13 protein-coding genes are annotated in these 12,355 nt (G+C 62.2%); 11 read left to right on the plus strand and 2 right to left on the minus strand.

Annotation, left to right across the window (positions count from 1 at the left end; all coding sequences use genetic code 11):
- Position 1 precedes the first annotated feature (1 nt).
- Complete coding sequence (gene pgeF / locus ACVC5H_RS10340) at positions 2 to 748, plus strand: peptidoglycan editing factor PgeF (RefSeq protein ID WP_489622220.1); 747 nt, start codon at positions 2 to 4, stop codon at positions 746 to 748.
- 89 nt (positions 749 to 837) lie between these two features.
- On the opposite strand, the gene ACVC5H_RS10345 is transcribed toward pgeF, so the two are convergent.
- Entirely contained in the window at positions 838 to 1,731 is an 894-nt protein-coding gene (locus ACVC5H_RS10345) for a LysR substrate-binding domain-containing protein (protein WP_489622221.1), read from the minus strand.
- A gap of 171 nt (positions 1,732 to 1,902) precedes the next feature.
- On the opposite strand from ACVC5H_RS10345, the gene ACVC5H_RS10350 reads away from it, so the two are divergent.
- Positions 1,903 to 2,688, plus strand: a complete 786-nt coding sequence (locus ACVC5H_RS10350; RefSeq protein ID WP_489622222.1) for a sulfite exporter TauE/SafE family protein — start codon at positions 1,903 to 1,905, stop codon at positions 2,686 to 2,688.
- On the plus strand, positions 2,685 to 2,963 hold the full coding sequence (locus ACVC5H_RS10355) for a hypothetical protein (protein WP_489622223.1): 279 nt from the start codon (positions 2,685 to 2,687) through the stop codon (positions 2,961 to 2,963). Before ACVC5H_RS10350 ends, ACVC5H_RS10355 begins: the two co-directional genes overlap by 4 nt.
- Positions 2,964 to 3,104: 141 nt before the next feature.
- Here ACVC5H_RS10355 and ACVC5H_RS10360 read toward each other — a convergent pair whose 3' ends face one another.
- On the minus strand, positions 3,105 to 3,374 hold the full coding sequence (locus ACVC5H_RS10360) for a hypothetical protein (protein WP_489622224.1): 270 nt from the start codon (positions 3,372 to 3,374) through the stop codon (positions 3,105 to 3,107).
- Positions 3,375 to 3,431: 57 nt separating this feature from the next.
- Between ACVC5H_RS10360 and phaC the strand changes: the two genes are divergently transcribed.
- From phaC to flhC, 8 genes are all read left to right on the plus strand, one after another.
- Entirely contained in the window at positions 3,432 to 5,282 is a 1,851-nt protein-coding gene (gene phaC / locus ACVC5H_RS10365; RefSeq protein ID WP_489622225.1) for a class I poly(R)-hydroxyalkanoic acid synthase, read from the plus strand.
- A 247-nt stretch (positions 5,283 to 5,529) separates the two neighbouring features.
- Positions 5,530 to 6,270, plus strand: a complete 741-nt coding sequence (locus ACVC5H_RS10370) for a 3-ketoacyl-ACP reductase (protein ID WP_489622226.1) — start codon at positions 5,530 to 5,532, stop codon at positions 6,268 to 6,270.
- 310 nt (positions 6,271 to 6,580) lie between these two features.
- Positions 6,581 to 7,147, plus strand: a complete 567-nt coding sequence (phaR, locus tag ACVC5H_RS10375; protein WP_139971410.1) for a polyhydroxyalkanoate synthesis repressor PhaR — start codon at positions 6,581 to 6,583, stop codon at positions 7,145 to 7,147.
- A gap of 192 nt (positions 7,148 to 7,339) precedes the next feature.
- Positions 7,340 to 8,716 carry a 30S ribosomal protein S12 methylthiotransferase RimO gene (rimO, locus tag ACVC5H_RS10380; protein WP_489622227.1) on the plus strand — a complete coding sequence of 459 codons (1,377 nt, stop codon included), beginning with the start codon at positions 7,340 to 7,342 and terminating at the stop codon, positions 8,714 to 8,716.
- Positions 8,716 to 9,144, plus strand: coding sequence for a hypothetical protein (locus ACVC5H_RS10385; RefSeq protein WP_489622228.1), 429 nt, complete (start codon positions 8,716 to 8,718; stop codon positions 9,142 to 9,144). The genes rimO and ACVC5H_RS10385 overlap by 1 nt, the downstream gene beginning before the upstream one ends.
- Positions 9,145 to 9,339: 195 nt before the next feature.
- Positions 9,340 to 10,539, plus strand: coding sequence for a cystathionine beta-lyase (locus ACVC5H_RS10390; protein WP_489622229.1), 1,200 nt, complete (start codon positions 9,340 to 9,342; stop codon positions 10,537 to 10,539).
- A 689-nt stretch (positions 10,540 to 11,228) separates the two neighbouring features.
- Positions 11,229 to 11,546 carry a flagellar transcriptional regulator FlhD gene (flhD, locus tag ACVC5H_RS10395; RefSeq protein WP_008329990.1) on the plus strand — a complete coding sequence of 106 codons (318 nt, stop codon included), beginning with the start codon at positions 11,229 to 11,231 and terminating at the stop codon, positions 11,544 to 11,546.
- A 173-nt stretch (positions 11,547 to 11,719) separates the two neighbouring features.
- Positions 11,720 to 12,334: a flagellar transcriptional regulator FlhC gene (flhC, locus tag ACVC5H_RS10400; RefSeq protein WP_489622230.1), complete on the plus strand. Its 615-nt coding sequence runs from the start codon at positions 11,720 to 11,722 to the stop codon at positions 12,332 to 12,334.
- Positions 12,335 to 12,355 lie beyond the last annotated feature (21 nt).

Here is a 12,355-nt window from a genome sequence, read left to right on the forward strand (position 1 = left end):
CATGGAGCTGCTGATCCCCGACTGGGCCGCACCGGCCAACATCGGCGCCCTGACCACTTTGCGTGCCGGCGGCTTCAGCCCCGCGCCCTACGGCGACGGGCAGGGCGGTCCGGGCCTGAACCTGGGCACCCACGTGGACGATGATCCGGCGCTGGTCGCCCGCAACCGTGCGCTGCTGCGCCGCCTGCTGCCGGCCGAGCCGGCCTGGCTGACGCAGGTGCATGGGGTGAACGTGCTGGACGCGGCCGCGCTGCCCGATCAGCCTACCGCCGATGCCAGCATCAGCAGCACGCCCGGCGCGGTGTGCGTGATGATGACGGCCGATTGTCTGCCGGTCCTGTTCTGCGATCGCGCCGGCACGGTGGTGGGCGCGGCCCATGCAGGCTGGCGCGGGTTGGCGGCCGGTGTATTGGAACGGACCGTGGCCGCCATGCGCGCGCGCGGCGCCCAGGACATCCTCGCCTGGCTGGGGCCGGCCATCGGGCCCGGGCATTTCGAGGTCGGCGGCGAAGTGCGCGAGGCATTCATGGATCAGCAGGCCGAGGCGGAAAGCGCCTTCCGGGCTTATCCGGGGCGCCCCGGCAAGTACCTGGCCGACATCTACCAGTTGGCGCGCCAGCGGCTGGCGAAGGTGGATGTACGCGACGTCAGCGGTGGCGGCCTGTGTACCGTGGCCGATCCGCGGTTCTATTCCTATCGGCGCGACAAGACCACCGGGCGCATGGGCTCGCTGATCTGGCTCAAGTGAAATCGGGCGAAAACTTCACGTCGAGATGATCCTGCCTGGCCTCGACGACGCAATGGCGGCTTTCCGAAGCCGCCATTTTTCATGATGCTTCATGCGTGCCGTTGCAAGGCCAGGATCAGGTCGCGCGTATGCCCCGGCAAGCCTTCCAGCCCGCGCACGCAGATGAGCAACTGGCGCTGGCTCCAGCCGTCGGTGAGCGGGATGGCGCGGATGTCCATGTGGGCGGCGCAGGCCCGGGCGGCCGTTTCGGGCATCACCGCCACGCCGACCTGATGCTCCACCATGCGGCAGATGCCATCGAAACTGCGCAGCCGCACGCGGTATTGCAGGCGCCGCCCGGCGCGGGTGGCGTGGCCCGAGAGATGCTGCTGCAAGGCGCTGTCACCGGACAGCCCGACAAAATCCTCGCCCAGCAACTCACTGAAGGCCAGCGACTTGCGCCGCGCCAGCGGATGTTTTTTCGAGAGCACCGCCACCAGATGGTCCTGGCGGAAGGGATAGGTCTGCAAGGGACCGCTGTCGGCCGAGTCGGCGATGATGCCCACGTCGGCCACGCCATCGACCACTGCCTGCACGACTTCATAGCTCAGCTTTTCTTCCAGTTCGATATCGGTGTGCGGATGCCGCGCCAGGAAGCGCGCCAGCACCTCCGGCAGGAATTCGGTCATGGCCGAGGTATTGCAGAGCAAGCGGATATGCCCCTTCAAGCCCTGCGCATACTGGCCCAGTTCATCGCGCAACTGCGCCATCTGCTGCGCCATCATGCGCGCGTGATGGGCCAGCGCGCGCCCGGCATCGGTGGTCTGCACGCCGCGCCGGCCGCGCTCCAGCAAGGCCGTGCCCAGCGCATCCTCCATGTTGCGGATACGCGCACTGGCCGAGGCCAGCGCCATGTGGGCGCGTTCGGCACCCGCAGTGATGCTGCCGCTTTCGACGATGTGCAGGAAAAGACGCAGGTCGGACAGTTCGAAGCGTTGGCTCATCGGCGGGCAGGGGCAGAAGCAGAAGGGAAAGAAAAGGTCTTGCCGCGACATTGAGCCTTCGGCCAGGCCGAAGGCTGGCTAAGTGTATTCCACATTTCCAGCGCGGGCGAGGACTGGCAGACTGGGAAACCTTGCTATCCCGCTGTCCCGTTATCCGGTCTTCGTCCTGCCATGCCCAGCCTGCTTTGCCTCGTCGACATGAATGCCACCCTGCTTGCCGTCAGCCTGGCGGTATTCCTGCTGGCCGGCTTCGTCAAGGGCGTGATCGGCCTGGGCTTGCCGACGGTGGCGGTGGGCTTGCTGAGCCTGGTGATGCCGCCGGTGCAGGCGGCGGCGCTGCTGATCCTGCCTTCCATGGTGACCAATGGCTGGCAACTGGCCACCGGCGGCGCTTTCCTGATGCTGGTACGCCGCCTGTGGGGCCTGCTGGCGGGCATCATCGCCGGGACCCTGGCTGGGGCAGGATTCATGGGCGCCGATGGCGGCCGCCACGCCATCATCGGACTGGGCGTGGCGCTGATGCTGTATGCGCTGGCCGGCCTGGCGGCATGGACGCCCACGGTACGGCCGCATCATGAGCGATGGTGGTCGCCCGTCGTCGGTCTGCTCACGGGGCTGGTCACTGCCGCTACCGGGGTGTTCGTGATCCCGGTGGTACCTTACCTGCAGGCGCTGGGGTTGCCGCGCGACCAACTGATCCAGGCGCTGGGGCTGTCCTTCACCGTCTCCACGTTCGCCCTGGCGGTCAACCTGGGGCAGGGCGGAGCCTTCAGTGCAGCCGTAGGCTGGGCCTCGCTGATCGTGCTGTTGCCGGCCTTGCTCGGTATGGCCCTGGGCACCCGCGTGCGTGCGCTGGTGCGGGCCGCTACCTTCCGCCGCTGCTTCTTCATCGGCTTGCTGCTGCTGGGGCTGCATCTGGCCTGGCATCTGCCTGATCTGTTCGGAGTGGGCCGATGAGCTCCCCGCGCGAGCGCGCTTGCGGCTGGCAGATCGAAGGGCCCAAGCAAGGCCGGGCCAATGAGGTGCATGTCTACGCCTGGCTCGATGGCGGCATGATTGCCATGCTTGATTGTGAGTTACGTGACTGTGGGGATCTGAAGTTACGTATGGCTTATGTGTCGCCACCCTGGCGCGGATCGGCCGTGCTGCGCGATATGCTTGCCGTACTGAAACCCCGTTATCGCCAGATCGCTCTGCGGCGCGCAGTACGGCGCGGATGGGCCAGCCGCTGATTTGCTGAGTTTTATAGGCCTCGCGCGTGTCATGGTGCATTGCGCAAACCTGCGCTGCTGAAGGTTTTCGGGCTCACGACAATAGTGCGTGGCGGTGGGGTTTTCTAAGTTTTCAGCAACGGTGCCGGCGCGCTGGCAGGGTCATGAGGCAGGGGTGGGCGGCTCGTCTCCGCTGATGTCGTGCTCGCGTTTAACGGAACGGTCATCTTTGTTTTCTTCCTTGCGGCCAGCTGTCAATTTCTTCATCTTTTGACGATTCCGCTTGCGTTGCGGCGTACCCATCAGGTATAAAACGATGGTCAAGGGAATTATCCCGTACAGCAGGAAAGTAGCGACGCCAGCGATCGCTGACTGTTCGGTGATCGACATCATGAAGACGACGTAGAGCCATGCGATAGCGACGATGATCATGGTGAAATGGCGCTTCGAGACAAACCATAACGATACGCGAAAATTGCAGATCCGAGCATGAACAAGCAGAATCCGCAGCAACCCTCTCCCGATGTATCCGCGTGGCTGGCACAGATGTCCGATCCGAAATTCTGGACCTCGCTGCAGTCCCAGTTCCAATCCCACTTCGACCAGTTCAAGTCGCATTTGCCGCCCATGCCCGCGATGGCCGGGATGCCGCAAATGCCAGGCTTCCCGGGTGGCACGCTGCCGCCGGGCGCCGGACAGATCGATCCTTCCGTGCTGCTCAAGCAGCTCGGCGAGATGGGCGCCACGCTCGATCCCGCCGACCTGGTGCGATTGCAGCAGGACTACACCCGCGAATTCGGCGAGCTGTGGCAATCGATGCTGGCGGCCAAGACGCCGGCCATCACCGACCGCCGCCTGTCGGCACCGGCTTGGCACGAACATCCTTACTTCGCATTCCAGGCCGCGGCCTATCAATTGAATTCGCGCTTCCTGCTGGCCCTGGCCGATGCGGTCAAGGGCACCGAGAAGGTGCGCCACAAACTGCGTTTTGCGGTGCAGCAGATGATCGATGCCATGTCGCCGGCCAACTTCCTGGCCACCAACCCGGTGGCGCAGCAGAAGATCCTGGAGACGCGCGGCGAGAGCCTGACCCAGGGGATCGCGCAATTGCTGGCGGACCTGCAGAAGGGCCACATCTCGCAGACCGATGAAACCGCCTTCGAGGTCGGCCGCGACGTGGGTGCCAGCGCCGGTTCGGTGATCTTCGAGAACGAACTGTTCCAGCTGATCCAGTACGCGCCGCTGACCAAGACCGTGCATGCGGTGCCGCTGCTGATCGTGCCGCCGTGCATCAACAAGTTCTACATCCTCGACCTGCAGCCGCAGAATTCGCTGGTGCGCTATACGGTGGAGCAGGGCCATACGGTGTTCCTGATTTCCTGGCGCAATGCCGATGCGACCGTCGAGACCGCCACCTGGGAAAACTACGTGGACGACGCCGTGGTGCGCTCCATCCACATCGTCCAGGAAATCAGCAAGCAGCCGCAGATCAATGCCTTGGGCTTCTGCGTGGGCGGCACCATCCTGTCCTGCGCGCTGGCGCTGTTGGCCGCGCGCGGCGAAGATCCGGTGTCCAGCCTGACGCTGCTGACCACCTTCCTCGATTTTTCCGATACCGGTGCCATCGATGTCTACATCGATGAGATGCAGCTGGCCCTGCGTGAGCAGATGATCGGCCAGCGCGGCCTGATGGCCGGGCGCGATTTTGCCAGCGCCTTTTCCAGCCTGCGTCCCAACGACCTGCTGTGGAACTACGTCGAATCCAATTACCTCAAGGGCGAGAAGCCCAGCGCCTTCGACCTGCTGTACTGGAATGCCGACAGTACTAATCTGCCGGGGCCGATGTTCTGCTACTACCTGCGGCACATGTACCTGGAGAATGCGCTCAAGGAACCTGGCCGGCTGACCGTAGGCGGGGAGAAGATCGACCTGCGCAAGATCAGCGCGCCGGCCTTCATCTATGCCTCGCGCGATGACCACATCGTGCCCTGGAAATCGGCCTATGCCTCGCTGGAGCTGATCAATACCGGCAAGCGCAGCAACAACCGTTTTGTGCTGGGCGCTTCAGGCCATATCGCCGGCGTGATCAATCCGGCCTCCAAGAACAAGCGCAATTACTGGGTCAACGACAAGGCCAGGCTGGGCAGCGATGCCGACACCTGGATGGCGGGCGCGACCGAGCATCCCGGCAGCTGGTGGGGCGAGTGGGCGGCGTTCCTGGCCAAGCATGGCGGGCGCAAGGTGGCCGCGCCCAAGACCCTGGGCTCGACGCGCTACAAGCACATCGAGCCGGCACCGGGGCGCTACGTGAAGGTCAAGGCCGACCAGCTGGTGGGCTGAAGAAATCTGCCAGCCGGCCAGGGGGCATGACAGAAGCCGGCGGCATCGATGAAAAAGAGGGCGGTGACCCACGCGGGCCCGCCGACAGAGAGAGACGGCCAGCAGCGCATCCGCGGCGCAGCCTGGCCTGACAAGACAAAGGAGCGTCCTTCGCACGAAGGGCCTCCACCAATGCGGCGCAAAGCAGACGCGAAAGAGGGGGGCAGGGCTTACCCCAATAATCACCATCCCTATAGGAGGCAACATAATGAGCAAGCGTATCGCATATGTGACCGGCGGCATGGGCGGCATCGGAACCGCCATCTGCACCCGTCTGTGCAAGGACGGATATACCGTGGTGGCCGGCTGCGGCCCCAATTCCACCCGCAAGGATACCTGGCTGGCGACCATGCGCGGTCACGGCTATGACATCCACGCCTCCGAAGGCAACGTCTCGGACTGGGAATCCACCAAGGCCGCCTTCGAGAAGGTGCGCGCCGAGATCGGCGAAGTGGACGTGCTGGTCAACAATGCCGGCATCACCCGTGACGGCCAGTTCCGCAAGATGAGCAAGGCGGACTGGGATGCGGTCATCGACACCAACCTGAATTCGCTCTTCAACGTCACCAAGCAGGTCATCGAAGGCATGTGCGAGCGTGGCTTTGGCCGCATCATCAACATCTCCTCGGTCAACGGCCAGAAGGGCCAGTTCGGCCAGACCAACTACTCCACCGCCAAGGCCGGCATCCACGGCTTCACCATGGCGCTGGCGCAGGAAGTGGCGACCAAGGGCGTGACCGTCAACACCGTCTCGCCGGGCTATATCGGCACCGACATGGTGCGGGCGATCCGTCCGGAAGTGCTGGAGAAGATCGTCTCGGGCATTCCCGTCAAGCGCCTGGGCGAGCCGGAGGAAATCGCCTCCATCGTCGCCTGGATCGCTTCGGCCGAAGGCGGTTACGCCACCGGTTCTGACTTCTCGCTCAACGGCGGCCTCTACATGGGCTGATGCCGTAGCGCAGGGCCACGCTTGCGGTGCAGCGCCGCATCCGTGGCCATTTTTTCGCGCGCTGTCTTTGTATTGCCGGCTGGGATTTTGTCAGTCTTGCACGATAGAGCTCCCCTTTTGGCGGCCTTCGCCCCTATAATGGCTTGCGTTGCTGCCCTGCAAAATGCAGGACGAACACAGTAGAAGAAGCAAGGAGAGGACAGCGCAATGTCCCGGACGCCCGGGGGTGTGGACTGCACCGATGCCACCCGCCACCGCTGCAAACCAAGGCCGGCAAGACGGCTGCAATGAGAGAGAGACTGGACTTCAGATGACTACTGCAAAAAATTCGGCAGATCGCTTGATCAAGAAATATCCCAACCGCCGTCTGTACGATACCCAGACCAGTTCCTACATCACGCTGACCGACGTCAAGCAACTGGTGCTGGACAATGAAGAATTCACCGTGGTCGACGCCAAGAGCGGCGACGACCTCACCCGCAGCATTTTGCTGCAGATCATCCTGGAAGAAGAGTCGCATGGCGTGCCGATGTTCTCCAGCGGTGCCCTGTCGCAGATCATCCGTTATTACGGTCATGCCATGCAGGGCATGATGGGCAACTACCTGGAAAAGAACATCCAGACCTTCATCGACATCCAGAACAAGCTGGCCGAGAACTCCAAGGGCTTCTACGAGGGCAAGCCCTTTAGCCCCGAGATGTGGACCCAGTTCATGAACGTGCAGGGTCCGATGATGCAGGGCATGATGAGCAACTACATCGAGCAGAGCAAGAACCTGTTCATCCAGATGCAGGAGCAGATGCAGAGCCAGACCAAGAACATGTTTGGCACCTTCCCCTTCGGCAATCCGGGGACGCCGCCGGATCAGAAGAAGTAAGCGGCCGCCCGGCCCTGCAGCAACGGCCCCACGTGGGCCGTTTTGCATTTGTGGCGCAGCCGGCATGCCGCAGGTAGCAAAATCAGGCGCCGGCGAGCGGACGATGTACAATAGCGCCCTGATTTTTAAAGCATTTCCCGCTTTTTCCCGTACGTTCGGCCGTTTCCGGCCCGTCTCACTGAGCCTTCTGCCATGTCCAACCCGTCTTCTCCCGCCACCCCGGCCCTGCCCAAGGTCGGCTTCGTCTCCCTCGGCTGCCCCAAGGCACTGGTCGATTCCGAACAGATCCTGACCCAGTTGCGCGCCGAAGGCTACGATACCGCCAAGTCCTATGACGGCGCCGATCTGGTGATCGTCAATACCTGCGGCTTCATCGATGCCGCCGTGCAGGAGTCGCTGGACGCCATCGGCGAAGCCCTGAACGAAAACGGCAAGGTCATCGTCACCGGCTGCCTGGGCGCCAAGAAGGATGCCGAGGGCGAGGATATCATCCAGAAGATCCACCCCAAGGTCCTGGAAGTGACCGGCCCCCACGCCGTGGGTGAAGTCATGCAGGCGGTCCACAAGCACCTGCCCAAGCCGCATGCCCCCTTCATTGACCTGGTGCCGCCGCAGGGCGTCAAGCTCACCCCCAAGCATTTTGCCTATCTGAAGATTTCGGAAGGCTGCAACCATCGCTGCAGCTTCTGCATCATTCCTTCCATGCGTGGCGACCTGGTGTCGCGTCCCATCGCCGATGTCATGCTGGAAGCCGAGAACCTGTTCAAGGCCGGTGTGAAGGAATTGCTGGTGATCTCCCAGGACACCAGCGCCTATGGCGTGGATGTGAAGTTCCGTACCGGTTTCTGGAACGGCAAGCCGATCAAGACCCACATGACCCAACTGGTCGGCGCCTTGGGCGAACTGGCCCAGCAGTATGGCGCCTGGGTGCGCCTGCATTATGTCTACCCGTACCCGCACGTGGACCAGATCATCCCCCTGATGGCCGAAGGCAAGATCCTGCCCTACCTGGACGTGCCGCTGCAGCACGCCCACCCGGACGTGCTCAAACGCATGAAGCGTCCCGCCAATGGCGAGAAGAACATCGAGCGCATCCAGGCCTGGCGCGCCCTGTGTCCGGACATCACGATCCGCTCCACCTTCATCGCCGGCTTCCCCGGCGAGACCGAGGCCGAGTTCGAATATCTGTTGGACTTCCTGAAGGAAGCCGAGATCGACCGCCTGGGCTGCTTCGCCTATTCCCCGGTGGAAGGGGCGACCGCCAACGAGATCGCCAATCCGGTACCCGAAGAAGTGCGCGAAGAACGCCGTGGCCGCATCATGCAGCTGCAGGAAGAGATTTCCAAGAATCGCCTGCAAGCCAAGGTCGGCAAGACCCTGCGCGTGCTCATCGATGAAGTGGACCGCAATGGCGGCACCGGCCGTACCTATTCGGATGCGCCCGAGATCGATGGCGTGGTCTACGTCAAGCCGCCGTTCGAGCCGCATCGCAAGCTGGAAGTCGGCCAGTTCGTCGACGTACGCATCACCGCTGCCGACGCCCATGACCTGTGGGGCGCGGCTGAGTGATGCGCGCCAGGATGATGCGCGGCCTGCTGGCGGCTGCGCTGGCGCTGTGCAGCGCCACCGTGCTGATGCCGGCCCAGGCGGCCGCCTCCGGTCTGGCCGCCACTGCCCCCGAAGGCTCGCTGCAGCAGACCTTGATGACGCACGCCCTGGTGCTGCGCGGCCAGATCGATGGACGCGAGATCCAGCTCTCGCTGCAGCCCAAGAAGAACGAAGATGGCCTGGAAGGGCGCTACTTCTTCTTCGGCGGTTCGTCCGAGATCCTGGTGGCGGGGGAGGTCGACAAGGACGATTTCCTCATGGAAGAGTCGCTCAACGGCAAGGATGTATCGGGCCAATGGGAAGGGCATCGCGAGGGCCAGTCCATCATCGGAACCTGGTCCAATGCCGATGGCAGCGTCAACAAGCCCTTCACCTTGCAGTTGCCCTGATGGCTGGCCGTACCGAGGTGCTGACCAGGGGTGCTGAACAGGCGATATGAAGCGCTGTTCACGCAGTCCAGCCATGCCTGCCGACATTGGCGGCTGTCCGGCCAGGCCTGTTGCTTTCGATGTGAACAAGCTGCGCGTATAGTGAGGTTTTTGCGCCCCGGCTCCTGGGGCGCCATCGTTTCCAGAGGCAGATCCGTGTCCGATTTCAAAGCAACGCCCCCCGCACCCTCCTTTCCGCTCGATCCCCAGACCGCACTGGTCCACAGCAGCTACCGCGCCCCGGATGGCTTTGAAGCCTTCCCGGTGGGCATCCATCACGCCTCCACCGTGCTGTTCCCGAACGTGGCGGCCATGCGTTCGCGCGACTGGCGGGAAAAGCTCGGCTATACCTATGGCCTGCACGGTACCCCGACCAGCTTCGTGCTCGAAGCCCGGCTGGCCGAGATCGAGGGTGGCACTTATTGCCGCGTGACTCCCAGCGGCCTGGCGGCCATCGCCATGGTCAATTTCGCCTTCCTCAAGAGCGGCGACGACGTGCTGCTGCCCGATAACGTCTACGGTCCCAGCAAGGACCTTGGACGCTGGCTGGAGCGCGATTTCCAGATCAGCGCGCGTTTCTACGATCCCATGATCGGTGAAGCAGGCATGGCGGAACTGATCCAGCCCAATACACGGCTGGTCTGGACCGAAGCGCCGGGTTCGGTGTCGATGGAAGTGCCCGACATCCCGGCCCTGTGCCGTGCGGCCCATGCCAGGGGCGTGCTGGTGGCCATCGACAATACCTGGTCGGCGGGCCTGGCCTTCAAGGCCTTCGAACACGGCGTGGATATCGTCATGCAGGCCGTTACCAAATACCAGTCGGGCGGCTCCGACGTGCTCATGGGCGCGGTGATCGTGCGCGACCAGGCCCTCAACGAGAAGCTGGAACTGGCCCACATGCGCCTGGGATTTGGCGTGGGCATGGATGACGTCTACCTGGTCCTGCGCAGCCTGTCCTCGATGCGCCTGCGCTTCGAAGCGCACGATGCAGCGGCCCGCAAGGTCGCGGCCTGGCTCAGGCAGCGCCCGGAAATCGCCGCAGTGCTGCATCCGGCCTCCGAGGATTGCCCCGGCCATGCGCACTGGAAGCGCGACTTCACGGGAGCAGGGGGGCTGTTCTCGGTGATCTTCGATCCGCGTTACAGCGAAGAGCAGACCGACCGTTTCGTCGACAGCCTGCAGCTCTTCAAGATCGGCTACAGCTGGGGCGGAGCCCATAGCCTGTGCGTGCCTTACCGTATGCAGGGCATGCGCCATCAGTGGCAGCGCGAAGGCATCCTGGTGCGCTTCAACATCGGGCTGGAAGCCCCGGAAGACCTGATTGCCGACATCGGGCAGGCATTGGACCGCTTGTAAGCCGACATGCATCCTGCTGCCATCCGGCACGGCAGCAGGCCGACTTGGCCGGCCATTCCCAAGGCCCGGTTTGCTGGCAAGAAATTGAATAAAGGTAAATGCCTCGTCTGTTCAGCGTTTTGAGACAGCTCGACAGCTCATAAAATGATAGCAATTCTCGATACGCTCCCCAGCCAGTTTTCCGAAACGTGAAGATGTTGCGCAAAATTCATCAAGAAGAGTAAATATGTGCAAGTTTTATTAGGTCTCGTGCAGAAGGAAACTACAGTTTAACTTGGGGATATCTGAAGAATTCTTGATGAGCTAGTCGTCCTCCAGCAACAAGAAGAGCGAAAAGCCCCAATATTTACATAATTTTTTGTTTCTCTAATGACAACTTTCTTCCTTCATTTCGAGCAAGAAACCTTTTGGTCAGGAAATTCCTGATTGGCGCGCAAAGTCGCAAGAATACTGGCTCTTCAGTGCACAGCACGAAAAACTTCCTCCCTATCTTTCCTCCGTGTAAGACAAAATCCTACAGGTGATACGGGCTGTTTTCGGTCGAAAAATACCGATCAAGTCTAATTTCCCGCCTGTCCTGCCCCCCTCAGAATTGGCTTGCAGTCAAGTAAATGTAAGCGATTGTAAGCAGCTCGATGCGGCCTCCAGCCGTGTGAGCCGTAGGAAGTTCTTACCGAGGTGGGGTGCCAATGAATACCAACGACATGATGGCGGAGATCCGCGATGCCAACCTGAGCTATCTCATGCTGGCGCAGCAAATGATCCGTTCGGACAAGCCGACCGCAATCTTTCGTCTGGGCATCAGCGCCGAGATCGCCGATCTGATCGAAGGCCTGTCCAACGTGCAGATCATGAAGCTGGCGGCGACCAACATGATGTTGACCCGCTTCCGTTTCGATGATGGCGCCATCCTCGGCATGCTGACCAACTACAACAAGGACAAAAGCCTGGCGCAGTCGCATGCCGCCATCCTGATGGCCTGTCAGCCCAGCGAACAAATTTCGTAAAACAACAAGACAAAGCAGGGCCGGCGTGTCCAGGGGAAGTCAACGCGCCGGAGGGGAGGTCGTTTCTAAGCAGTTATCGTTTGTGTCTTGAATCATGCCTGAGAGTCCGCCTGCCTGGGGCGCGTGGACTGGGGTCAGGCGGTTTTACTACGAAATCACCGGGGGGTAGCACCATGGCTAAGAAGAGCGTTGTCACAGAGGCGCAGGAAATTCAATTGGCCATTGAATTGATCAACCTGGGGGCGCGCCTCCAGTTGCTGGAATCGGAAACTTCGCTGTCGCGTGAGCGCCTGCTGAAGCTGTACAAGGAATTGAAGGGGGTCTCGCCGCCCAAGGGCATGCTGCCGTTCTCGACGGACTGGTTCATCACCTGGCAGCCCAACATCCACTCTTCGCTGTTCATCAACATCCACCGCTATCTGGTGGAGCATGCACGCATCAGCGGCATCGAAGCGGTCATGAAGGCCTACAAGCTCTATCTGGAGCAGGTCGGCTACAACGATGCCGGCGAGCCGGTGCTCTCGCTGACCCGGGCCTGGACGCTGGTGCGCTTCTTCGAAAGCAAGATGCTCATGACCACGCCGTGCTGCAAGTGCGGCGGCCACTTCGTGGTGCATCGCCTGGACCTGCATCAGGATTACCTGTGCGGCCTGTGCCACATGCCTTCGCGTGCCGGCAAGACCAAGAAGGCCAAGGATGCCGTGGTCATGGGCCTGGTCGAAGCGGCCATGCCGGTGGCGGCATCGGCACCCATGGCAGCCGTGCCGGTGCTGGCTGCGGTGGCCTGAAGTGGCCGCCCGTGCTGTCGT

The organism is Herbaspirillum sp. Her3 (assembly GCF_057961275.1).

What these genes read in the sequence shown, in the direction of transcription:
- pgeF (WP_489622220.1), top strand. Translation starts at nt 2, where the DNA reads ATGGAGCTGCTGATCCCCGACTGGGCCGCACCGGCCAACATCGGCGCC.
- ACVC5H_RS10345 (WP_489622221.1), bottom strand. Translation starts at nt 1,731, where the DNA reads ATGAGCCAACGCTTCGAACTGTCCGACCTGCGTCTTTTCCTGCACATC.
- ACVC5H_RS10350 (WP_489622222.1), top strand. Translation starts at nt 1,903, where the DNA reads ATGCCCAGCCTGCTTTGCCTCGTCGACATGAATGCCACCCTGCTTGCC.
- ACVC5H_RS10355 (WP_489622223.1), top strand. Translation starts at nt 2,685, where the DNA reads ATGAGCTCCCCGCGCGAGCGCGCTTGCGGCTGGCAGATCGAAGGGCCC.
- ACVC5H_RS10360 (WP_489622224.1), bottom strand. Translation starts at nt 3,374, where the DNA reads ATGATCATCGTCGCTATCGCATGGCTCTACGTCGTCTTCATGATGTCG.
- phaC (WP_489622225.1), top strand. Translation starts at nt 3,432, where the DNA reads ATGAACAAGCAGAATCCGCAGCAACCCTCTCCCGATGTATCCGCGTGG.
- ACVC5H_RS10370 (WP_489622226.1), top strand. Translation starts at nt 5,530, where the DNA reads ATGAGCAAGCGTATCGCATATGTGACCGGCGGCATGGGCGGCATCGGA.
- phaR (WP_139971410.1), top strand. Translation starts at nt 6,581, where the DNA reads ATGACTACTGCAAAAAATTCGGCAGATCGCTTGATCAAGAAATATCCC.
- rimO (WP_489622227.1), top strand. Translation starts at nt 7,340, where the DNA reads ATGTCCAACCCGTCTTCTCCCGCCACCCCGGCCCTGCCCAAGGTCGGC.
- ACVC5H_RS10385 (WP_489622228.1), top strand. Translation starts at nt 8,716, where the DNA reads ATGCGCGCCAGGATGATGCGCGGCCTGCTGGCGGCTGCGCTGGCGCTG.
- flhD (WP_008329990.1), top strand. Translation starts at nt 11,229, where the DNA reads ATGAATACCAACGACATGATGGCGGAGATCCGCGATGCCAACCTGAGC.
- flhC (WP_489622230.1), top strand. Translation starts at nt 11,720, where the DNA reads ATGGCTAAGAAGAGCGTTGTCACAGAGGCGCAGGAAATTCAATTGGCC.